The 22683-nt window shown below is 67.0% G+C and carries 15 protein-coding genes, 2 tRNA genes and 1 pseudogene; 9 read left to right on the top strand and 9 right to left on the bottom strand.

Going from position 1 to position 22683, the window contains the following annotated elements; all coding sequences use genetic code 11:
- Nucleotides 1-31 precede the first annotated feature (31 nt).
- Nucleotides 32-1042: an SPOR domain-containing protein gene (locus EWH10_RS13370; protein ID WP_044661995.1), complete on the bottom strand. Its 1011-nt coding sequence runs from the start codon at nucleotides 1040-1042 to the stop codon at nucleotides 32-34.
- A 166-nt stretch (nucleotides 1043-1208) separates the two neighbouring features.
- Here EWH10_RS13370 and EWH10_RS13365 point away from each other — a divergent pair, with 166 nt between their 5' ends.
- The 7 genes from EWH10_RS13365 to EWH10_RS13335 all read left to right on the top strand — a co-directional run bounded on the left by EWH10_RS13365 (nucleotide 1209) and on the right by EWH10_RS13335 (nucleotide 9383).
- The gene (locus EWH10_RS13365) at nucleotides 1209-1928 is read left to right on the top strand and encodes a ParA family protein (RefSeq protein WP_044661996.1); all 720 of its coding nucleotides are present in this window, start codon (nucleotides 1209-1211) and stop codon (nucleotides 1926-1928) included.
- Nucleotides 1929-1943: 15 nt separating this feature from the next.
- Entirely contained in the window at nucleotides 1944-2480 is a 537-nt protein-coding gene (locus tag EWH10_RS13360; protein ID WP_044661997.1) for a hypothetical protein, read from the top strand.
- A gap of 14 nt (nucleotides 2481-2494) precedes the next feature.
- Complete coding sequence (locus EWH10_RS13355; protein ID WP_130030008.1) at nucleotides 2495-3802, top strand: SPOR domain-containing protein; 1308 nt, start codon at nucleotides 2495-2497, stop codon at nucleotides 3800-3802.
- Between the two features lie 269 nt (nucleotides 3803-4071).
- Nucleotides 4072-6501, top strand: a complete 2430-nt coding sequence (locus EWH10_RS13350; protein ID WP_052628222.1) for a TonB-dependent receptor — start codon at nucleotides 4072-4074, stop codon at nucleotides 6499-6501.
- Nucleotides 6502-6586: 85 nt separating this feature from the next.
- A complete protein-coding gene (locus tag EWH10_RS13345) occupies nucleotides 6587-7909 on the top strand; it encodes an LLM class flavin-dependent oxidoreductase (RefSeq protein WP_037483682.1) in 1323 nt (440 codons plus the stop codon).
- A complete protein-coding gene (locus EWH10_RS13340; protein ID WP_130030007.1) occupies nucleotides 7906-8919 on the top strand; it encodes an ABC transporter substrate-binding protein in 1014 nt (337 codons plus the stop codon). Before EWH10_RS13345 ends, EWH10_RS13340 begins: the two co-directional genes overlap by 4 nt.
- A gap of 89 nt (nucleotides 8920-9008) precedes the next feature.
- Nucleotides 9009-9383 (top strand): hypothetical protein, encoded by a 375-nt coding sequence (locus tag EWH10_RS13335; RefSeq protein WP_044662000.1) that lies wholly within the window; start codon nucleotides 9009-9011, stop codon nucleotides 9381-9383.
- 17 nt (nucleotides 9384-9400) lie between these two features.
- On the opposite strand, the pseudogene EWH10_RS13330 reads toward EWH10_RS13335, so the two are convergent.
- Nucleotides 9401-11187 (bottom strand): annotated as a pseudogene (locus EWH10_RS13330) (IlvD/Edd family dehydratase).
- Between the two features lie 151 nt (nucleotides 11188-11338).
- On the opposite strand from EWH10_RS13330, the gene EWH10_RS13325 reads away from it, so the two are divergent.
- Complete coding sequence (locus EWH10_RS13325; protein ID WP_082166230.1) at nucleotides 11339-13543, top strand: PQQ-dependent dehydrogenase, methanol/ethanol family; 2205 nt, start codon at nucleotides 11339-11341, stop codon at nucleotides 13541-13543.
- Nucleotides 13544-13643: 100 nt separating this feature from the next.
- Here the strand turns inward: EWH10_RS13325 and EWH10_RS13320 are convergent.
- The 4 genes from EWH10_RS13320 to moaA form a co-directional block, all read right to left on the bottom strand.
- Nucleotides 13644-13718, bottom strand: a tRNA-Asn gene (locus EWH10_RS13320).
- 182 nt (nucleotides 13719-13900) lie between these two features.
- A tRNA-Asn gene (locus EWH10_RS13315) sits at nucleotides 13901-13975 on the bottom strand.
- Nucleotides 13976-14053: 78 nt separating this feature from the next.
- The gene (locus EWH10_RS13310) at nucleotides 14054-14830 is read right to left on the bottom strand and encodes an NAD kinase (protein WP_025550952.1); all 777 of its coding nucleotides are present in this window, start codon (nucleotides 14828-14830) and stop codon (nucleotides 14054-14056) included.
- Nucleotides 14827-15837 carry a GTP 3',8-cyclase MoaA gene (gene moaA, locus EWH10_RS13305; protein WP_044662001.1) on the bottom strand — a complete coding sequence of 337 codons (1011 nt, stop codon included), beginning with the start codon at nucleotides 15835-15837 and terminating at the stop codon, nucleotides 14827-14829. Before moaA ends, EWH10_RS13310 begins: the two co-directional genes overlap by 4 nt.
- A gap of 94 nt (nucleotides 15838-15931) precedes the next feature.
- Here moaA and EWH10_RS13300 point away from each other — a divergent pair, with 94 nt between their 5' ends.
- Entirely contained in the window at nucleotides 15932-17968 is a 2037-nt protein-coding gene (locus tag EWH10_RS13300; RefSeq protein WP_044662002.1) for a putative bifunctional diguanylate cyclase/phosphodiesterase, read from the top strand.
- On the opposite strand, the gene EWH10_RS13295 is transcribed toward EWH10_RS13300, so the two are convergent.
- From EWH10_RS13295 to mfd, 3 genes are all read right to left on the bottom strand, one after another.
- Nucleotides 17957-18703 (bottom strand): TorF family putative porin, encoded by a 747-nt coding sequence (locus EWH10_RS13295; RefSeq protein ID WP_044662003.1) that lies wholly within the window; start codon nucleotides 18701-18703, stop codon nucleotides 17957-17959. The genes EWH10_RS13300 and EWH10_RS13295 overlap by 12 nt on opposite strands.
- Nucleotides 18690-19100 carry a hypothetical protein gene (locus EWH10_RS13290; protein WP_044662004.1) on the bottom strand — a complete coding sequence of 137 codons (411 nt, stop codon included), beginning with the start codon at nucleotides 19098-19100 and terminating at the stop codon, nucleotides 18690-18692. The genes EWH10_RS13295 and EWH10_RS13290 overlap by 14 nt, the downstream gene beginning before the upstream one ends.
- A gap of 108 nt (nucleotides 19101-19208) precedes the next feature.
- Nucleotides 19209-22673 carry a transcription-repair coupling factor gene (gene mfd, locus EWH10_RS13285; protein WP_044662005.1) on the bottom strand — a complete coding sequence of 1155 codons (3465 nt, stop codon included), beginning with the start codon at nucleotides 22671-22673 and terminating at the stop codon, nucleotides 19209-19211.
- Nucleotides 22674-22683 lie beyond the last annotated feature (10 nt).

Here is a 22683-nt window from a genome sequence, read left to right as displayed (position 1 = left end):
GTTGAAATAAAATTCCAAGCTTTGGCAAGATTTACATCTTCTTCGGCATGCACTCCGCGCCGGCCGCCCTGATCGCGCCGCACAGCCGGGTCGCGTCCGCGCCGCTCGCCAGGGGACCGGCCTGAAGCCGGGTCACGCCGCCGCTAGTCGATATATAGGGCTGGTAGCCGGACAGGCCGCCGACCTTGGCGCTGAGCTGGGTCCAGAGCGTCCGGGCCCGCGCCTCCGCGCTGAAGGCGCCGATCTGCACGCGCCAGCCGCCGGCGGCCGGCTTGGGGAGGGCCGGCTTGGGGAGGGCGGGCTTCGGGGCGGCGGGTCCGGCCTCCGGGGGTTTAGCGGCGGCTGTCCTTGCGGGCGCGGGTTTGGCCGTGGGTTCAGGCGCCCTGGGCCTGGGGGTGGAGGGCGGCAACTGCGCCGTCCGCACCGGGGCCGGAGCCTCCCGCACCACGGGGGCGGGCAGGCGAGGATCTTCCTCCTGCCGGCCGATCGAGCGGGCCATGGCGATGGCGTCGTTGCGCTGATCCTGCGGAATATATTTGTCCATCTGGCGGAGGCTGGCCGTCGCCTGCGCCAGTCCGGACTGCGACGCTCGCGTCATCAGCGCATAGGCGCGCACCCAGTTCTTGGCGGTCAGGTCTCCGTTGAACAGGGCCGTGCCGACGATATATTGCGCACGCGGCTCACCCCGTTCGGCGGCGCGTTGCAGATAGGGAAAGGCGCCGGCGCGGTCGCCCTGCTGGAACATCAGGAGGCCCAGATTGTCCTCGGCCCGGGCATGGCCCTGCTTCGCGGCCTTGCGATACCAGTCGATGGCGAGGGCGGGATCGGCCTTCACGCCGCGGCCCAGCTTATAGGCCTGTCCCATGTTGAACTGCGCATCGGGATCGCCGGACTGCGCCAGCGGCTGCCACACCGCCACCGCCCTGGCATAATCGCCCTGTTGCCAGGCATCGACCCCGGCCTTCACATCGGCCGATGCGGCCTGCGTCAGGCCCAACATTGCTCCAGCGGCCAGCACGCCCCAGATACGCTTCATGCTCATGCTCCCAAGGGTTCCTGCCCGATCCTATGCCGTCACAAGGTTAATAGCGACTTAGCATTAAGAACATCGCCTTTTTAACGGGCGTCAGGCTTCCGCGCGGATTAACCAATTCTTAGGCGGGCCTGTGGCACTGCTTCCTTCCATTGGATTTTCTGGGGGAAATTGCGTGCGCATATTGGCATTGGCATCGCAAAAGGGGGGATCTGGCAAGACGACCCTGTCGGGGCATCTGGCCGTCCAGGCGCAGATGGCGGGCGCCGGTCCGGTCGTGCTGATCGACATCGACCCGCAGGGATCGCTGGCCGACTGGTGGAACGAGCGCGAGGCCGAATATCCCGCCTTCGCCCAGACCACGGTCGCCCGTCTGGCCGCCGATCTTGAGATACTTCGCCAGCAGGGCTTCAAGCTGGCCGTCATCGACACGCCGCCCGCCATCACCATGGCGATCCAGAGCGTCATTTCCGTGGCCGAGCTGATCGTCGTTCCGACCCGTCCCAGCCCGCACGACCTGCGCGCCGTGGGCGCCACGGTGGACCTGTGCGAGCGCGCGGGCAAGCCGTTGATCTTCGTCGTCAACGCCGCCACGCCCAAGGCGCGCATCACATCCGAAGCGGCGGTCGCCCTGTCGCAGCACGGCACGGTCGCACCGGTCACGCTGCACCACCGCACGGATTTCGCGGCCTCGATGATCGACGGCCGCACGGTGATGGAGGTCGACCCCAATGGCCGATCCGCTGGGGAGGTCACGCAGCTCTGGACCTATGTGTCCGACCGGCTGGAGAAGAATTTCCGCCGCACCGTCTTTTCCGTGCCGCACAATGCCGTCGGCACGGCCGGCACGGTTCGTCCGGCAAGCGGCGGCTTCGGCCGCCGGGTCACGCAATAAGGGAAGGGGAGCATCATGGTCGAACCGAAACCTCTCGCTTCGCTGACGTCCGGCCTGCTGGCGCGCAAGGGCGCCGCATCGCCCGCCATGCGCCGTCCCGTCTTCGGCCTGACCGCCGGAGCCACGGCGCTGCAGGAAGATCTGGGCTGGAACGACATGGGATTTGACGTGACGCAGCCGGAACCGGCGCCGTCCGAGGCCCGCTCCGTCGCCGGGCTGACCCCCATGACCGCGGTTCCCGCCGTGGCGCCGGTGCCCGCCGTCGTCACCGAACGCGAGGAACTGGCCGAGCGCATCGCCGAAACGGCCGTGCCGGCAAAGGTCGGGAAGGCCGGGAAGAAGGCCCGCGCCTCCGCCGTGGCGAAGGGGCGCAAGGCCGCCTTCACCCTGCGGCTGGATGCCGACCGCCATCTGAAGCTGCGCCTTGCCAGCGCCATCGTCGGCCGCTCCGCGCAGCAGATGGTGACCGAGGCGCTGGACGCCTATCTTGGCAGCCTGCCGGAAGTCGACCGGCTGGCCCAGCAACTGCCGCGCGCCCGCGGCGACAATTGAGGGTTGGGAAAGCCATGAAGCGCAAGGCCTTCGCCAAAGCAGCGGTCGCGTCGATGCTGATCGGCACGACCATGGTGGGATGCACCGGTGCGGCGTTCCGCACCACCGCCGCCGTCGCGCCGCAGAAGCCGGACCGTCTGGCGGCCGGCGTCGAGAAGGCGCTGGCGGATCGCGACGGGGCCCGCGCGGTCGAACTGGCGGAGGCGGCCGTGCAGGCGGCGCCGCAGGATGCGGGCTATCGCCAGTTGCTGGGCCGCGCCTATGTCGCCGGCGGTCGCTTCGCATCGGCGGAAACGGCGCTGACCGATGCGATGACGCTGGGCAATCGCGACGCCCGGACGATCATCACCCTTGCGCTGGTGCAGGTCGGACTGGGCAAGGATCGCGCGGCGCGCGACCTGCTCGCCAGCCATGCCGACATCGTTCCGGCGGCCGACTATGGTCTGGCGATGGCGATGGCGGGCGATGCGCCGGAGGGCGTGCGCATCCTGTCCGAGATGATCCATGATCCGTCGGCCAATGCGCGCACCCGCCAGAACCTGGCCTATGCCTATGCGCTGGCGGGCCGGTGGAAGGATGCGCGGATGATGGCGGGATTCGACCTCGATCCGCTTGCCGCCAACCAGCGCATCACCCAATGGGCGCAGAACGCCGCGCCCGGCCTTTCGCAGCAGCGGGTCGCTGCGCTGATGGGCGTGACGATCGACGGCGCCGATGCCGGTCAGCCTGTGGCTCTTGCCCTGGCGCCGCCGGCGTCGCCAGCCCGGATGGCGGAAGCCGCCCCGGTCGAGCAGGCCGTGGAGGCCGGTCCTGTCGCGCTTGCCGCCGCCGATCCCGCACCCGCGCCGCTGCCAGCCATGGCGGAAGCGCCGGCGCCGATGATCCAGGCCATTGCGGCCCCCGTCCGCGTCGCCGCCCCGCGCCAGGCCGCGCCGGCGGGTGTCGCGGCGGCTGCGCGCATGCAGCAGGCTCCGCGCCTTCAGCCGGCGGCTTTCCGCGCGAGTGGGAAGGGCGGCGGCCACTGGGTGGTCCAGCTCGGCGCCTATGACAATGCGGCCATCGCCAAGGAAAAATGGTTCTCCATGGCTCGCCGCAACAGCATGCTGGCGAATTTGCCGGTCGTCACCAGCCAGATCGCGGTGAACGGCGCCACCCTGGCCCGTCTGGCGGTCGGCGGCTTCGACGAGCGGGCGGAGGCGGTCGCGCTGTGCCGGGCCATACAGGCGCGGCGCGGTCAATGCTTCGTGCGGGAGAATGTGGCGGACGCGACGCCGCAGCGCTGGGCGCTGGCGACGCGCGGGCGCCAATTTGCCGGCCGCTGAAAAAATCTTGCATTACAGGCGTCTTGCGGGCGGCTCCCCCATGGGAGCCGCCCGCTTCCTTTTTCGCTGCTGCCTGCGGGGCGGTGAAATGGGGAAGAAGGCGGGGGGCGGGACATCTGCCCTCCTCCTCCACCTATCAGCATTTCGAATGGGTGTATTCGAAGAACTAAATCGCCTCCCTTAGATTATATTCATAATGCAACGCCCCGAAGGCCGACCGGACGTCGTGCCGAATGGAGCGGCGCGCGACAGCGCCGCCTGGGGGATATATGCGGTTGAGTTCGAAAATCGGGCGGGTCCTGGCGGCCGGCGCGAGCGCCATGGCCTTCTGCGCGGGCGGGGTCGCCGGGGCCGCGGAGCCCGATGCGCCGTCCCCGGCGCAGGCCGGGCCGGGAGACACCGGCGTGGAGGTGATCACGGTCACCGCGCGCCATCGCGCCGAAAAGCTTCAGGAAGTGCCGATCGCCGTCACCGCCCTGACGGAGCGGGACCTTGCCGCGTCCGGCAATTCCAGCATCCGCCAGATGCAGAGGCAGGTGCCGAGCCTTCAGATATTGGGGTTCAATCCGCGCAACATCACGATCCAGATCCGTGGGCTGGGAACGACGGGCGGCGCGGCCAACAGCGGCACCGAGCCCGGCGTCGGCATCTATGTGGACGGCGTCTATCATGCGCGTCCGTCGGTGGTCGTCTTCGACACTTTCGACGTGGCCAATGTCAATGTCCTGCGCGGTCCACAGGGCACGCTGTTCGGCAAGAACACGGTGGCCGGCGCGATCGAGATCACCAGCCAGCGCGCATCCTATGAGCCCGAATTGCTGGGGGAGGTTTCCTATGGCAATTACGACTATGGCCAGATCAAGCTGGCGGCGTCCGGGCCATTGGGGGACAGCGGCTTCGCGGTCCGGGTCGCGGGCATGAAGGCGGACCGCAACGGCACCGTCTATAACAGCGTCTACAGGGACGACTGGCAGGATCACCATAACCAGGCCGTTCGCGGGGAGCTGGCCTATCGCAATGGGGACGAGAGCTTCACCGCCCGGCTGAACGCCGATTATAACGACCAGAATTCCTATTCGGCCATGCCCCGGCGCGGCGTCCTGCCGAAGCTGCGCGCGGATGGCAGCGTCGCGACCGCAAGGGGCTATTACGACCGGGCGCGCGACGCCGGTTATGTCCCGCCGCCCATAGACGCCTTTGCGCGGCGCATCGATGTGGATACGCCGTTCACGATCAACATGCAGACCGGCGGCGCTTCGCTTACCCTGGTGAAGAAGCTGCCGGGGGATCACAGCCTCACCTCGATCACCGCATGGCGGTTCTGGGACTGGAATCCCTCCATCGACAGCGACGGCACCGGCGCGGCGATCAACATCCAGACCAATCTGCCCACCGCCCAGCGGCAATGGAGCCAGGAACTGCGCATCGCCTCCCCCGGCGGGGGCGCGGTCGACTATACGGCGGGGCTTTATTATTTCTGGCAGCGCACCCGCGAGGTGCCGTTCAACACCTATGGCAGGGATGCCGCCAAATATCTGCTGGGCGCCGCCTTCCCTTCGGAAGCGCTGAACAATTTCAGCCAGACCGGCCTGCAGCTCTTCCACACCAAAAGCTATTCCGCCTTCGCCAATGCGACATGGCATGTGGATGAGCGCCTCGACCTTACCGGGGGCATCCGCTACACCTATGAGAAGCGCTCGGGCCGTTTCGAATCCGTGGCCGTGGGCGGCGTGCCGCTGACCGACCCGGTCTTCTCCTCCCTGTCCCCCGAGCAGCTGACCGCCATCGCGTCCCGCCGGAACGGCTTCGCTCCCACGGCGCGATACGATGCGGCGACCGAGGGCGGGCGCGTGTCCGGGACGGTCAACGCGCTTTATCGGCTGGCCCCCGGCATCAACCTTTATGCCGGTTATTCGCGCGGCTTCAAATCGGCGGGGATCAACCTGGTGACGCCGGTGCAGCTCGCCAACGGGCCGGCTCCGGTGACTTTCGATCCGGAGATCGTGGATTCCTTCGAAATCGGCCTGAAGACCGACCTGTTCCACAACGCCGTCACCTTCAACCTTGCCGCCTTCCGGTCCGACGACAAGGGCTATCAGGCCAATCAGGGGGTGATCGTGCAGACGGGCAGCGGGCCCATCGCCCGCTATTTCATCACCAATGCCGGCAAGGTCAGGACCCAGGGCGTCGAAATGGATGTCCGGGCGAGATGGAACGGCCTGTCGCTGACGGGCGCCGCCACCTATAACGACGCCAAATACCGGTCCTACACCAACGCCCAATGCCCCTATCTCTGGGTCACGGCGGCCAATGGCGGGATCTGCGACATTTCCGGGCGCCAGATCGCGGGCGTGTCGAAATTCGTCTATACCATCGCCGCCGAATATGCCTTCGCCCCACGGCCGATATTGGGCACGGAGGCGACGCTGTTCCTGGGCGGCGACTATAATCACCGGACCGGTTTCTACGGATCGCTCAATACCGATCCCTTCGCCCGCGTGCCGGGCTATGGGCTGGCGAGCGCCTATGCCGGAATCCGGAGCGCCGACAATCGCTGGGAATTGCGGCTGTGGGGCCGCAACCTCTTCGACAAACAATATTTCGTCAATGCGTCGGTCGATCAGGTCACGACCTATTCCTACAACGGGACGCTTGGCGATCCGCGCTTCTACGGCGCCACGCTCAGGATGAAGCTGTGAACCGCGCCGCCGCCGCCCGCCGGGCCGCCCGAACCCTTCCAACGATCCCCGCCAGAAGCGGCTTTGCCCAGACAGGAGACAGCAGATGACGATTGCCAACCGGTTGAAGCTGGGCCTTGTCCTCCATGGCGTGGGCCGGGGATGGCAAAGCTGGCGCCATCCCGAAGCCATCATCGATGGCAGCACCAATATCGACCTTTATGTCGAGCAGGCGCAACTGGCCGAAAAGGGCCTGTTCGACTTCGTCTTCGTGGCCGACAGCCTTCAGATCGACGAAAGGTCCATGCCCCATTATCTGAGCCGGTTCGAACCGGCGACGATCCTTTCGGCGCTGGCGACCGTCACCAGCCATATCGGCCTGGTCGGCACTTTCACGGTATCCTATTCCGAACCCTTCAACCTGGCCCGCCAACTGGCATCGCTCGACAAGATCAGCCGGGGCCGGGCGGGCTGGAACGTGGTCACGTCCTGGCTTGCCGGGACCGCCGCCAATTTCGGCAAGGACAGGCATTTCGCCCATGACGAGCGCTATCGCCTGGCCGCGGAATATGTCGACGTGGTGCGGGGACTGTGGGACAGTTTCGAACCCGGCGCGCTGGTGGGGGACAAGGAGGCGGGCGTCTTCCTCGAACCCGGCAAGCTCCACACCCTGGATCATGCCGGGGAGTTCTTCCGCGTTCGTGGCCCGCTCAACCTCGACAGGACGCCGCAGGGCTATCCCGTGACCTTCCAGGCCGGCACGTCGGAGGAGGGCCGGAACTTCGCCGCCAGCTATGCCGATGCGATCTTCAGCGTGCCGCGCAGCAAGGAACAGTCGATCGCCTTCCGCAGCGATCTGCGCCGCCGCGCCGCGGAGGCCGGGCGCGATCCCGACAAGCTCTATGTCTTCGGGGCGATTTCCGCGCAGGTCGCCTCCACCCGGGAGGAACTCGACCGCCTGGTGGAGGAGCGCAATCGTTATAATTCGATCGAGAATGCCCTGTCGTCGCTCGGCCAGTCGTTCAACGACTATGATTTTTCCAGGCATGATCTGGACGCGCCCTTTCCCGCGGTGACGGAGGAATGGCTCAACAGCAGCCAGGGGGCGGTCACGCGCATCGTCAGCGCGGCGGTCGAGGAAGGGCTGACGCTGCGGCAGACCGCGCTGCGCTTCGGCAGGCCGATCGACAGCCTGGACGGCACGCCCGAAGAGATTGCGGACCAGATGCAGAGCTGGCTGGACGACGGCGCGATCGACGGCTTCATGCTGACGGAGGGGCTGCCGGGCCAGCTGAAGGCCTTTGTCGAGCAGGTCGTGCCGGTGCTGCAGCGGCGCGGATTGCTGCGGACCAGCTATGAGGGCGCGACCTTCCGCGAGAATCTGGACCTGCCGATACCGCAGAACCGCTATTCGGGCGCGGCGGCATGAGAATGAGTGGGGCGATCCACCGGATGAAGGCGCTTTGGCGGACGCTGGCCGGCGCGGCGGTCGCTGTCCTGCTCGTTCCGCTTGGCGGGTGCGATCGTCCGGCCGACGGCGATGGTCAAGTCCTGCGCGTCGGCACGCACAGGGGCGGCACGCGGGGCATGATGCTTGCGGCCGGAGAGTTGAAGGACGTGCCCTACCGGATAGAATGGGCGCAGTTCCCGAGCGCCCAGACGCAGATCGAGGCGATTTCAGCGAATGCGGTGGATGTGGGGATCGCCGGCGTGGCCTCCTTCCTCTTCGCCTATAACGGCAACCCGCAATTGCGTGCGATCCAGGCCATGGACGGAGGACCGGAGCAGAAGGCGGTCGCCGTCATCGTTCCGGAAAAATCGGCGGCGCGGGACATGCGCGACCTTCGCGGCAGGTCGATCGCCACGACCAGGGGGTCGGTCGGGCACATCACGCTGCTCCAGGCGCTGGAACAGGCCCATCTGAAGACCAGCGACGTGTCGATCAGCTTCCTGAGCCCGAACGATGCCATGACCGCCTTCGCCACGGGCAAGGTCGACGCGCTTGCGATATGGCTTCCCTATCTGGCAACCGCTGTCCGCAGCCACCATGCGCGGGTGCTGACCTATGCCTGGAACGGCACATCCAACTATCTGGTGCAGGTGAGCAGCGACGCTTCGGTGCGGGCGAAACATGCGTTGCTGGAGGATTTCCTGCGCCGCTATGCGCGGGCGCAGCTCTGGGCGAACGGGCATCCGCGCGAATGGTCGGAAATCTCTTCGCGGGAAACCGGCGTTCCGCGCGACATCGCCGCCTACAGCGCCGAACGCTGGCACTGGACGCCTGCCCCGGTGGACGGCCGGGTGGCCGACGCCCTGCACGAAACGGCGCGGATCTTCGCCGCGGAGCTGCCGCCGCCGCACCGCGACGGGGCGGCGGGCCTGGATTCCAGCTTCGACCATGCGGTTGACGGATCGGGAGGCCGGCGCAGCGGAGGGTGATCCGCCTCCCTGAAAAATCCCTGGTGGTGCGGCCATCGCTTTGCGCTTAGGTTCCCCCCTCGAAATCACGATCGGTCATGAGGTGGAGGATGAAGTACAGGATCGGTTTCGACGATCAGCGCAAGCTGGTTTCCGTTTCCTTCTTCGAATTTCTGGATGCGGAAACCGGCCAGCGCTACACCACGGAATTGTCTGACGGGCTGCGCGCCAGGCAGGGGAGGGGGCACTACAACCTCCTCATCACGGTCGGGCAGCAGGACATCATGCCCCAGGGCACCGTGGAGGCGATCAACGATCTGGTCGAATCCGAAGCCTTCAGGATCATCCGCAAGACGGCGGTGGTTTCGCACAGCGCGCTGCATGCGATGCAGGTCAAGAGGATCGGAGAAAACCGCCTGATCAGGCCGGTCGCCACCGAAAAGGAGGCAATGGACTGGTTCGCCGGGGAGGAAGGGCCGGAGTAGCGCCGCCGGGCGATGCGCTACACCGGATGTCGTGGCAGATCGCTGAGCGCCGAGACATTGCGGTAGCGGGTGGCGCGCCCGATCACCATGCCGTCGGAAAGCTGATCGACCAGTTCCCGCTGGATTTCCTGCCACGGCGTCTGCGCCCTGGGCATGGGGAAGCCGCCTGCCGCCTCCAGCGCGTCCCGCCGCCGGGTCAGTTCGGCCTGTTCGACCAGCAGGTCCGCCCTGCGGCGGCGCAGATCGATGCGAATCCGGTCGCCGGACCTGACCAGAGCCAGATTGCCGCCGCTCGCCGCCTCCGGCGAGGCGTTGAGGATCGACGGGGAGGCGGAGGTGCCCGATTGCCGGCCGTCGCCGATGCAGGGCAGGACGCTTATTCCCCGCTTCACCAGGGCGGCCGGCGGGCGCATGTTCACGACCTCCGGAGCGCCGGGATAGCCGACCGGTCCCGCGCCCCGCATCACCAATATGCTGCTTTCGTCTATCCCGCTTGCCGGATCGTCGATCCTTTTCCGGAAATCCTCCGGGCCTTCGAACAGGATGGCCGTGCCTTCGAACGCGTCCGGATCGTCGGGATCGGTCAGATAGCGGTCCCGGAATTCAGATGTGATGACCGACAATTTCATGATCGCCGATGCAAAGAGATTGCCGCGCAGCACGATGAAGCCGGCATTTCGGCGCAGGGCCGTTTCGGCGGTGCGGATCACATCGCTGTCGGTTGCCACGGCGTTCCGGCAATTCTCGCCCAGCGTGCTGCCGTTGACCGTCAGCGTGCCTTCATGGATGCGGCCCATCCGCATCAGTTCCGCGACGACCGCCGGAACGCCGCCCGCCCGGTGGAAATCCTCCGCCAGATAGGCGCCGGCGGGCTGCATGTTGACGAGCAGGGGAACGTCATGGCCCCGTTCCCAGTCCGCAATGCCGAAATCGACGCCGACATGGCGGGCTATGGCTATGATGTGCACCGGCGCGTTGCTCGATCCCCCGAGCGCGGTGTTCACGACCACGGCATCAATATGTCGGAAGGGCGGATATTCTGCCGCACCAGTTCCACGATCCTGCGCCCGGTGCGATAGGCGGTGGCGCCGCGTTCCCGATAGGCGGCCGGAATGGTGCCGCTGCCCGGCAGGGAGAGGCCGAGCACTTCGGCCAGGGCATTCATCGTCGACGCGGTGCCCATCGTGTTGCAATAGCCGGCTGAGGTGGCGCCATCCATGATCGCCTTCCTCATCTCGCCCTCGCTGATCCGGCCGGCGGCATGTTCGGCGCGCAATTTCCAGGCGATGCTCACCGCGCCCGCCCGCTCGCCCCTGTACCAGCCATTGAGCATCGGCCCGTTGGTGAGCACCATGGCGGGGATGTTGGCGGTCGCCGCCGCCATGATGCAGGCGGGGGTCGTCTTGTCGCAGCCCGTGGTCAGCACGACGCCGTCCAGCGGATAGCCGTGCAGCGTTTCGACCAGTCCCAGATAGGCGAGGTTGCGGTCGATCGCCGCGGTCGGGCGGCGGCCGGTCTCCTGAATGGGATGGACCGGAAACTCCAGCGGAATGCCGCCTGATTCGCGAATGCCGTCCTTCACCCGCTGCGCGAGTTCGAGATGGCTTCTGTTGCAGGGCGAAAGGTCGCTGCCGGTCTGGGCGATGCCGATGATGGGCCGCCCGCTCTGGAGCTCTTCCGGTGTCAGTCCGAAGTTCAGATAGCGGTCCGTGTACAGCGAGGCGAGCACCGGATCCTCGGCATTGTCGAACCATTGCCGGGACCGCAGCCTGCGTTCCTCCCCGGACTTTCCGCCGCCGCTCATCTGCCGCCTCCCTGAAAAGTGACTTCCAGTAAAAAAGTCGATTTAATATTGTATGGTGGATAATGTGGCATATGATCGCGTCGGTGACAACTGCCGCCGAGTCCGGCGGATGCGGGGCGGGAAAACCCGGCCGGTGGGAGGGGGGAAGATCATGAGCGGACCCAATCATGTCGATCGAGGCCAGCGGAGCCCGGAAGGCGGCAGGCCTGCCATGACCGGCATTGCCGCCGGGCTGTGCAGGCGTCTTCTCGCCCCTTCCCTCGTGGCTGCGATGACGATCGGCCTTGCCGCCTGCCGCGGTCCGGCAGAGCCTTCCGTCGGCGGCAGTTCAGCGGACTGGGCGCATTATGGCGGGACGCAGGACGAGATGCGCTTCAGCCGGCTGGAGGAGATCAACGACGGCAATGTCGCGTCGCTGGGCCTTGCCTGGTCGCTCGATCTGGAGGGGGAGCATCAGCTGGAGGCGACGCCGCTGGCGGTCGGCGGCACGCTCTATTTCACCGGTCAGGACGCATCGGTCTATGCGGTCGATGCGCGGACCGGAAAGCGGCTCTGGCGCTGGGACTCACGGGAATGGGCGCTGCGCCCGCAGACCATGCACTATATCTTCTCGGTCAACCGAGGCGCCGCCTATTGGCAGGGCAAGGTCTATGTCGGCACACGCGACGGCCGGCTGGTGGCTCTGGACAGCCGAACCGGCCGCCCCATCTGGTCGCGGCAGACGGTGGCGGAGGATTCCTTTCAGTTCATCACGGGCGCTCCCCGCGTGTTCAATGGCAAGGTGATCATCGGCAATGGCGGCGGGGACTGGGCCGCCCGAGGCTATGTCACGGCCTATGACGCGAACAGCGGCAGGCAATTGTGGCGTTTCTACACCGTGCCGGGCGATCCGGCGAAGCCGTTCGAGCAGCCGGCGCTGGCGATGGCCGCGAAAAGCTGGACCGGGCAATGGTGGAAATGGGGCGGGGGCGGCACCGTCTGGGACGGCATCACCTATGACGCGGAGATGAACCGCATCTATATCGGCGCAGGCAATTCGGGCCCCTATAATCCGCGCCTGCGCACGCCCGGCGGCGGCGACAATCTCTTCCTCGCCTCCATCGTCGCGCTGGATGCCGATACGGGCCGCTATATCTGGCATTATCAGGTCAATCCGCAGGAAGCATGGGATTACAAGGCGGCAGCCCAGATGACGCTAGCGCGGCTCGACATCGACGGGAAACCGCGGCGCGTGTTGATGCAGGCGCCGACCAACGGCTTCTTCTATGTGATCGACCGCGACAGCGGGAAGCTGATTTCGGCCGAGAAGATCGGCAAGGTCAACTGGGCCGATCGGATCGACGTGAAATCCGGCCGGCCTGTGGAGGTGCCCAATGTCCGGTATGAAAAGGGGCCGATAACCATCTGGCCGGGCCCGCAGGGCGCGCATAATTGGCAGTCCATGGCCTATAATCCGGATACGGGGCTGGTTTATATACCCTATATGCAGCTTGGCGCCGTCTATGAGGAAGACAAGGCCTTTCTGGAGAGGGTGAAGGCGAACGGCGGCGAGCCGATATTCGGCGTTTCGGGCGCTGGCACGCATTTTTCGATCCATGCCGATCCGAACGACCAGCGCGACGGCAAGGGCGAACTCATCGCCTGGGACCCCGTGGCGCAGAAGGCCCGGTGGAAGGTCCAGTATGACAGCCTGTGGAACGGCGGCACGATGACCACGCGGGGCAACCTCGTCTTCCAGGGCGATGCCGACGGGATATTGCACGGATATGATGCCCGCACCGGCAAGCAACTGTGGCGTTTCAACGCGGGGCTGGGGATCATCGCGCCGCCGATCACCTATGAAGTGGGCGGCAGGCAGTATCTCTCGCTGCTGGTCGGCTATGGCGGCGGCGTGGCGATGCTGGGCCGGTATGCGGATCGCGGCTGGAAATATAATGCGCAGCCCCGGCGTCTGCTGACCTTCGCCCTGGGGGGCAAGGCACGGCTCCCGAAGACGGCGCCCGCGGATTTTCAGGTTCGCGCGGTGGACGATCCGAAGCTGGTTCTGGATGAAGCCGCGGTCAAGCGCGGCGCCAAGCTCTATGGAGCGAACATGTGTCACGCCTGCCATGGCGCGGGCCTCAACAATACCGGCGTTCCCGGGCCGGACCTTCGGGAATCGGGCGTGGCGCTGGATTACCAGGCCTTCTCGCAGCTTCTGTCGGAAGGGCCGCTCATGGAGCGGGGCATGCCCCGCTTCGAAACCCTCTCCGATGCGGACAAGCGCGCGCTGTGGAGCTATATCCGGGCAGGAGCGCGCGTGTCGCTCGGCAAGCGCAAGGCGAACGACGCGCCGGTCAAGGCAACCGCATTCTGATGGCATGATGATGGGCGGAAACGGCCGGGGGACATGCTTTTACGCCCGAATGGAGCGGAATGTTCCTCTGGTTTCGCGAAGCCGATCCGGTGTGAAAGACTGGCTCCCCGAGTAGGATTCGAACCTACGGCCATTCGATTAACAGTCGAATGCTCTACCGCTGAGCTATCGGGGAGCGGCCCGGCTTGCGCCGGGCAGGCCGCGCATATGCAGCGGCTTTGGCGAAATGGCAAGGGCCGGAACCGCCGCCAGTCCGAAAAAAATGCCTGAATGGCCCGACGCGCGCGGGGCATGAGCCAAGGCGTGTCAATCTGCCTGAATAAGGGAGGTTTTCCGGTGCCGCCGCAGGATGGAAAGTGGCTCCCCGAGTAGGATTCGAACCTACGGCCATTCGATTAACAGTCGAATGCTCTACCGCTGAGCTATCGGGGAGCAACCCGGCTTCCGCTGGGCAGGCCGCGCCTATAGCAGCGGATTTCCGGCAATGGCAAGCGCCAAATGACGGAATTTTCACGCGATGAACTGTTCGGCCGCGATCCGGTCGTCCAGCGTATGTTCGGGGTCGAACAGCAAGGTCAGCGGGGTCGCGCGATCGATCTTCACCTCGACCTGCGCGACGTCGCGCACTTCGCGCTGGTCGGCAACGGCGCTGACCGGGCGCTTCACGGGATCGAGCACCGTGAACTGGATCGCCGTATTTTCCGGCAGGATCGCACCGCGCCAGCGCCGGGGGCGGAAGGGGCTGATCGGCGTCAGCGCCACCAGCGCCGATCCGAGCGGCAGGATCGGTCCATGCGCCGAGAGATTATAGGCCGTCGATCCGGCCGGCGTCGCCACCAGCACGCCATCGCACACCAGTTCGGGCAGGACGGTGCGGTCGTTGACCTTCACCTCCAGCTTGGCGGTCTGACGCGTTTCGCGCAGCAGCGAGACTTCGTTGATGGCGGGGATGGAGAAACGCTCCCCATCCACGGTGTCGACGACCATGCGCAGCGGATTGACCTTGAACGGCTTGGCCGCCTCTATCCGCTGTTCCAGCCGTTCGAGCCGCCATTCGTTCATCAGGAAGCCGACCGTGCCCAGGTTCATGCCGAACACCGGCAGGATTCGCCGCCCCTCCAGCATGGAGTGCAGCGTCTGGAGCATGAAGCCGTCGCCGCCCAGTGCGATGATCATGTCCGCCTGCTCCACGGGCACGAAATCATAGGCGGCGCGCAGCCTTTCCTCCGCCGCCTTGGCCGCCGGACTGGGGGACGCGACCAGAGCGCGCCGGACGTCGTCGGTCATCCGCCGGTCACGCTCATATGCCGCCGCACCGCCGGCGCGGCATCGGCGCCGATGCGGAAATCATGCGCCGCCGGCTTCAGCCGCAGGGCGCGGTCGATCAGCGGCTCCACCGCGGGCAGGCCGCCCTGGCGGAAGGCGGCCTTCAGGTCGACATGATCCTCATGGCCCAGGCACATGAAGATCTTGCCTTCGCAGGTCATGCGCATGCGGTTGCAGTCGGCGCAGAAATTATGGGTGAGCGGCGTGATCAGTCCCAGCCGCGCCTTCAACCCCTCGACCGCATGATAGCGCGCGGGGCCGCCGGTGCGATGCGGGACCGGCGTCAGCGCGTGATGCCGGCGGATCGAATCGGCCACCTGCGTCAGCGGCAGATAATGATCCGTCCGGTCTTCCCCGGTTTCGCCCAGCGGCATGGTCTCGATCAGCGTCAGGTCGAACCCCCGCGCATCGCACCAGTGCAGCATCGGCAGGATCTCGTCCTCATTGATGCCCTTGAGCGCGACCATGTTGATCTTGACCGACAGGCCGGCGGCCCGCGCTGCCTCCAGCCCTTCGAACACCGGCCGGATGTCGCCGTTCCGCGTGACATGGGCGAAACGTTCAGGGTCAAGGCTGTCCAGGCTGACATTGATGCGCCGGACGCCCGCATCCGCAAGCGCCTGCGCATGATGCGCGAGCCGCGTGCCGTTGGTGGTGAGCGTCAGTTCGTCGAGGCCCGCGCCCACATGCCGGCCGATGCGCCGGACGAGGTCGACGATGTCGCGCCGCACCAGCGGTTCGCCGCCGGTCAGCCTGATCCTGCGCACGCCCCGGGCGATGAAGAGATCGGCCAGCAGCGCGATCTCCTCCAGCGTCAGGACCTGATCCCTGGGAAGGAAGGTCATCCGCTCCGCCATGCAATAGCGGCAGCGCAGGTCGCACCGGTCCGTCACCGAAATCCGCAAATAGCTGATCCGGCGGCCGAGTGCATCGGTCAGGACCGTGCGCCCAAGATCGGCCATCTCCATATATGCTAGCTAGGCGATGGACCTGCCCCGTGCAAGCGTCACCGGTTGCGGCAGCGTAAACAGGACGCTAACCGATGGGGTCTAGGAAGGGGCGATGAACCGTCCCGAGGAGCATCATGTGAGCGGCGAGACCGCACTGGACGGACAGCGCAGCCTCTTCATTCTGTCGCCGGGGGACCGCGACGGACTGTCGCAGCAGGTGCGGACGGCCGGCTGGCGCGCCATCGCCGCCCGTCGCGCGACCGATGCGGCGCAGCGCTTCCTGCACAGCGATGCCCAGATCGCCCTGGTCGACATGCGCGGCGCGCGCGATGGCGAGGCCGGCCTGATCACGTCGCTGGCGCCCGCGGTGGATGCGGGTGGGGGTGCGCTCATCGCGCTGGTCGACGCTCTCGACATGGCCGCCGTGCCCGGATTGCTGGAGGCGGGGGCGACGCATTTCCTTGCCGTGCCCTTCACGCCGGTCGAGCTGCGCGCGACGCTGGCTTCGGCGCAGCGGCTGGTCGACCGGCTCGTTGGCGGGACGACGCACAGCCGGCGCGCCCAGCGCATCCGGCGCGGGGATGCGCTGTACTGGGAAAGGGACGGGGACCGCATCCGCCTCAGCGACAATCTTGCGCGCCATCTTGGCCTTGAGCGGCAGAGCGTCGATCCGGCCGCCTTCATCCGCCGCCTGCCGCGATCGGAGCGCCGCTCGGTGATCGCCGCCCTCCGCGGCATGATGCGTTCCGGGCGTCCGGAGGCCTTCGCCCATGCCGCGCCGGGCCGTCCGGGCGACCGGCTGGTCCATCATCTGCGGCTGATCGACGGGGTGGTGGCGGCGGATGTGGAATGGCTGTCCGACGCGCATGGCCATGATGCGACCGGCCGCGACGACCTGACCGGGCTGCGCTCGCGTCAGGCGGCGCTCGACTGGCTGGAACGGCGGCAGGGGCTGGCGACGACGGTGCTGCTGCTGTCGATCAGCCAGTTCGACCGGATGAACGCCGCCTATGGCCAGGTGGTGGGCGACGCGCTGCTGGGCCGGATCGCCCGCCGCATAGAGCGCATGACCGTCGACATGGCGGTCGGCGCGATGGTCGCGCGCATCGCCGGGACGGAATTCCTGATCGGCCTGACGGGCGAAGCGGCGACGGCGGAGAAGGCGACCTTCCTGGCCCGGCAACTGATCGGCGCCATCGGCCGTCCGTTCAGCGCGGGCGACCATCTGATCCGCCTGACGGCGCGTTGCGGCATTGCCCAGTCGCGTCCGGACGACGACGCAACCCGGCTGATCCGCCGCGCCGGCACCGCTCTGGCCGACGCCAGGGTCGGGGGAGGGGAGGGCATCCGCATCTTTTCTTCGGAAAAGCGCAGCCGACAGGTGGATGCCGACCAGTTGGAAACCGACCTGCGCCTCGCCTTGCATCGCGGGGAGATCGGCATATTGTTCCAGCCGCAATATCCGGTCGGGGGCGAGCATATGATCGGGGTCGAGGCGCTGGCGCGCTGGAACCACCCGCAATATGGCGCTCTGGGGGCGGGGATGCTGTTCGCCACGGCGGAGCGTTCCGACTACATGCTGCCGCTTTCGGCGCATATTCAGGCCGAAGCGCTGCGGCAGGCCGCCGCCTGGCCGCGCGCGCTGTCGCACCTGCGCCTGTCGATCAACGTCACGGCGGAGGACATCGCCCAGCCCGGCTTCATGCCGCAGTTCCTGAACCTGGTGGACATGAGCGGCTTTCCCCGGTCGCGCCTGACGGTGGAGATCACCGAGAGCGGCCTGATCGAGGATGTGGACAATGCCACCGCCTTGCTGACGGCGCTGCGGGCCGAAGGGCTGGCGGTGGCGGTGGACGATTTCGGCACCGGCTATTCCAGCCTTGCCTATCTCAAGAGCCTGCCGCTCGATTATCTGAAGATCGACAGCGGGCTGGCGCAGGACATTGCGGGGACCGCCCGCGACAGGATCATCGTGCGGGGCGTCATCCACATGGCGAAGTCGCTGGGCCTGCGCGTCATTGCCGAAGGGGTGGAGACCGAGCAGCAGCTCGATCTCCTCACCCGTGAAGGTTGCGACTATTATCAGGGTTTCCTGCGTTCGGCGGGCGTTTCCTCCGCCGATCTGGTGGCGCTGGCGCTAAAGGCCTAACCCCACCCGTCCGATCAGGCTTGCCCCCGCATGGCGGCCTCCGGGGCCTGCGATGCCGCTGTCGGCATAGCGCAGGCCGGCGAACCAGCGGCCCTTCATATAATCGACGCCGATCCCATGGTCCCAATAGGCGCCGTCCGGGCGCAGTCGCGCGGCGCGGGCCGTGTTGCGCGCATCGCCCGAAGACCGGCCGATCCGCGCGGAGACGGTGAGGGGCGTGCCCGGCAACCCCATCGCCGCCGACGCGGACAGATAGAGATTGTCCCCGCCGATGGACGGCTGCCTGGGGGCATAGCTGCCGTTGACGTCGATGCTGGCCGGCCCGATCAGGAAAGCCGCGCCAGCGCCGATTTCGCCATAGCCCTGTCCGGAACTTCCGGGGAAAAGGTGATAGCGGCCTTCGGCGGAAAGCCGCCATCCGCCGATCTGCCGTGCATAGGCCGCCCCCAGGTCGACGACGGCATCGGCTCCGCCATGCCGGGCGCTGCCCCATAGCGAGGCGGCGGCGCCGTCGAGGCTCAGCCCGTCAGCCACGGGCACGGACAGCGTACCACGCAGCACCGGGTCGCCCTCGCTCCAGCTCAGGCCCCGGCGCCGCTCGTCGCTTGCGACCTCGACCGTGGCCGACACGCCGTCGGCATATTGCGCGAAGGCGGGGCCAGCGCCGACGCCAGCCAGGAAGGCGCTGGCCAGAATGGCGCAGGCCAGCGCCGCCCCGTTTTCAGTTGGAGGCAAGATTGCGGACGGCATCAAGCTCGGCCAGTAGCGGCGCGTGGTCCACCTGTGCAACCGCGATCAGATGTTCGCGGATTGCGCCTTCATAACGGGCCAGATTGCGTTCGCCCGACTGGCGGCCGGGCGTGCAGGCGCCATGCTCGCTGCCGGAAAACTGTCTGTCGCTGGAAACCGTGCGGCTGAGCGCCGGTCCATGGCTGAGCGCCCGGTCGACCAATATGGTGGCGGTCCACTGGCACCGTTGCATGTCGGCTCGGTTCGGGGTCCGGGCGCCGATGGTTCTGGTGCGGAACTCGGCGCGGGCGCTGTAGGTCGCCTCGACAGGCTTTCCGCCATGGTCGATCTGCACGCTGTGCGTGGCCGCTGCCGCGGCCAGGGCAATAAGAGTCAAACTCATGTCATTCTCCTGCTTGGCGCCGGACTTTGCTGTCCGGTCGCCAGAGCGGGATTTAGGTTGCGACTGTTGCTGGCTGTTGTCCGAGGGATGACAAAGGGGTGCTGGCGTTCAGGCCGCCGCCTTCGCCAGCCCCTTGGAAAGCTGCAGCGCGCCGTTGAGCCGCGCCGCCGGATCGGCCCAGGCCCGGTTCACCACCACCTTGCTGTCGGGCCGCAGCCGCGCCACGCCGTTCAGCCGCTGGATATAGGCGACCAGCCCCTCGGGCCGGGGGAAGCGGTCCTCGAAGAAGCTGACCAGCGCGCCCTTCGGTCCGACATCGATTTTCGCGATATTGGCGGCGACGCAATTCTGCTTGATCTCGATGATCTTGAACAGGTTCTGCGTCGGCGCGGGCAGCTTGCCGAACCGGTCGATGAGTTCGGCGGCGAACGCCTCCAGCCCCTGCCGGTCCTCGACTTCGTTGAGGCGTCGATAGAGCCCCATGCGCAGGTCGAGGTCGGGCACATAATCCTCCGGAATGAGGATCGGCGCGTCCACGGTGATCTGCGGCGAGAAGCTCTCGCGCGCCTTCTCCAGCCCCGCGCCGCCGGCCTTCGCCTCCAGTATCGCGTCCTCCAGCATCGACTGGTAGAGTTCGAACCCGACCTCCTTGATATGGCCGGACTGCTCGTCGCCCACCAGATTGCCCGCGCCGCGTATGTCGAGGTCGTGGCTGGCAAGCTGGAACCCCGCGCCCAGCGTATCCAGGTCGGACAGCACCTTCAGCCGCTTTTCCGCCGTTTCGGTGATCACCCGGTTGGCGGGCGTGGTGAAATAGGCATAGGCGCGCGCCTTCGCCCGCCCGACCCGCCCGCGAAGCTGGTAGAGCTGCGCCAGGCCGAAGCGGTCCGCCCGATGGATGATGAGCGTGTTGGCGGACGGAATGTCGAGCCCGCTTTCGACGATGGTGGTCGAGAGCAGCACGTCGTAGCGCTTGTCGTAGAAGGCCGACATGCGTTCCTCCACCTCCGTCGCGCTCATCTGGCCATGGGCGACCACCGGCCGCACTTCGGGCACTTCGGTGCGGAGAAATTCCTCGATCTCCGTCAGGTCGGAAATGCGCGGCACGACGAAGAAGCTCTGGCCGCCCCGATAATGTTCGCGCAGCAGCGCCTCGCGGATCACGACCCCGTCCCACGGCATGATGTAGGTCCGCACCGCCAGGCGATCCACCGGCGGCGTCTGGATGACCGACAGTTCGCGCAGGCCCGACATCGCCATCTGCAAGGTGCGCGGGATGGGCGTCGCCGTCAGCGTCAGCACGTGGACGTCGGTCTTGAGCGACTTCAGCCGTTCCTTGTGGGTCACGCCGAACCGCTGTTCCTCGTCCACGATGACAAGGCCCAGCCGCTTGAACTCCAGCCCCTTGGCCAGCAGCGCATGGGTGCCCACCACGATGTCGACGGTCCCGTCGGCAAGGCCGGCCTTCACCGCCTTCGCCTCCTTGTCCGGCACCAGCCGGGACAGGCGGCCGATCTTCACCGGGAAACCCCGGAAACGCTCCTCGAAATTCATGTGATGCTGCCGGGCGAGCAGGGTGGTCGGGCAGATCACCACCACCTGCATCCCCGCCATCGCCGCGACGAAGGCGGCGCGCAGCGCGACCTCCGTCTTGCCGAAGCCGACATCGCCGCAGACCAGCCGGTCCATCGGCCTGCCAGCGCCCAGATCCTCGATCACGTCGCCGATCGCCCGGTCCTGATCGTCGGTTTCCTGATAGGGGAAGCGGTCGACGAAGGCGGGATAGCCCGCGCTGTCGGGTTCCGCCACGGTCGCGGGCCGCAGGGCACGCTCCGCCGCGGTCTTGAGCAGTTCGCCCGCAATCTCCCGGATGCGTTCCTTCATCCGCGCCTTGCGCCGCTGCCAGGCCTCCCCGCCCAGCCTGTCCAGGCTGACGCCCTCGCTTTCGGAGCCGTAGCGGGAGAGAACCTCCAGATTCTCGACCGGCACATAGAGCTTGTCGCCGCCCGCATATTCCAGCGCGACGCAATCATGCGCCGCCTTGGCGACGGGAATCTGGGTCAGCCCTTCATAGCGGCCGATGCCATGGTCCATGTGCACGACCAGATCGCCCGGCGAGAGCGTCGCCAGTTCGGCCAGGAAAGCGTCCGCGCTCTTCTTGCGCTTGGCCCGCCGCACGAGCCGGTCGCCCAGCATGTCCTGTTCGGTCAGCACCGCCACGTCGGGCGCGGTGAAGCCATGGTCGAGCGGCAGGACGGTCAGCACCGTGCTGCCCCCGGCCGCGATGCCCAGCGCCTCCTGCCAGCTGTCCGCCGCCGCGATCCGCTTCAGCCCATGGTCGGCCAGCAATCCGGACAGCCGTTCCCGCGCGCCGCCCGAATAGCTGGCGATGACCACCTTCTTCTTCGCCCGCTGGAGCGCAGCGATATGTTTGCTCACCGCCTCATAGACATTGGCGTTCTGCGCCCGCTCCGGCGCGAAGTCGCGTGGGCCATCCACGGCGAAGTCGAGGACGGAGGCGGTTTCCGGTTCATGGAAGGGGGTGGTGGCGTGCATCGGCCAGTCCCGCGCCAAAGCGGCCCATTCCTCCGCCTCCAGATAGAGGGCCCTGGGCTCCAGCGGCCGATAGGCGCCGGGATCGGAGGATTTCGCCGCGGCGCGGTTCGCATGATAGTCCCTGATCGCCTCGAACCGCGCCTCCGCCGCGCCCGCGACGCCATGGTCCAGCAGGATCAGGCTGTCGTCGCCCAGATGGTCGGTCAGGGGCACCAGCCGTTCCTCGAACAGCGGCAGCCAATGTTCCATGCCCTGCAGGCGGCGCCCGTCGCTCACCGCCTGATAGAGCGGGTCGCCGGTGGCCGTGGCGCCGAAAATTTCGCGATAGCGGCCGCGGAAGCGCTTGATCGTCTCCTCGTCCAGCAAGGCCTCCGACGCGGGGAGCAGGGTGAAGCCCTCGACGCTCCCGCTCGTCCGCTGGTCGGCGGGATCGAAGCGACGCACCGTCTCTATCTCGTCCCCGAAGAAATCGAGCCTGAGCGGCTGTTCCTCGCCGCCGGGGAACAGGTCGACAATGCCGCCGCGTATGGCGAACTCGCCCCGGTCATGCACGGTGTCGGTGCGCACATAGCCATTGGCCTGCAGCATGTCGGCCAGCCGCGAGATGGCGATCCGTTCCTTGGGCGCGAGTTTCGCCACCAGTTGCCGCACGCGGAACGGCGTCAGCGTGCGCTGGGTGAGGGCGTTGAGCGTGGTGAGGACGAGTTGCGGTCCCTGCGGCCTCCCTTGCAGGGCGTAGAGGCCCGCCAGCCGCGCCGCGGCGGTGCGCAGCGAAGGGCTGGCCCGATCATAGGGCAGGCAGTCCCAGGCCGGGATTTCGACGATCTCGATCTCCGGCGCGAAATAATGCGCCGTATCCGCCACGGCGCGCATCAGCTGCTCGTCGGGGGCGACGAACAGGGTGCGGGACGGGGCGGCGCGCGCGATGTCCGCCAGCAGCCAGGGCTGGAAACCGGCCGGCACGCCGGAAAGGGTCATCGGGGCGGAGGCTTTGAGGATTTTCTGGAGATCGGTCATTTCTTGCTTT

Source organism: Sphingobium fuliginis (assembly GCF_004152845.1).
GTDB lineage: Bacteria > Pseudomonadota > Alphaproteobacteria > Sphingomonadales > Sphingomonadaceae > Sphingobium > Sphingobium fuliginis.
This window is presented reverse-complemented; position numbering and strand designations above follow the sequence as displayed.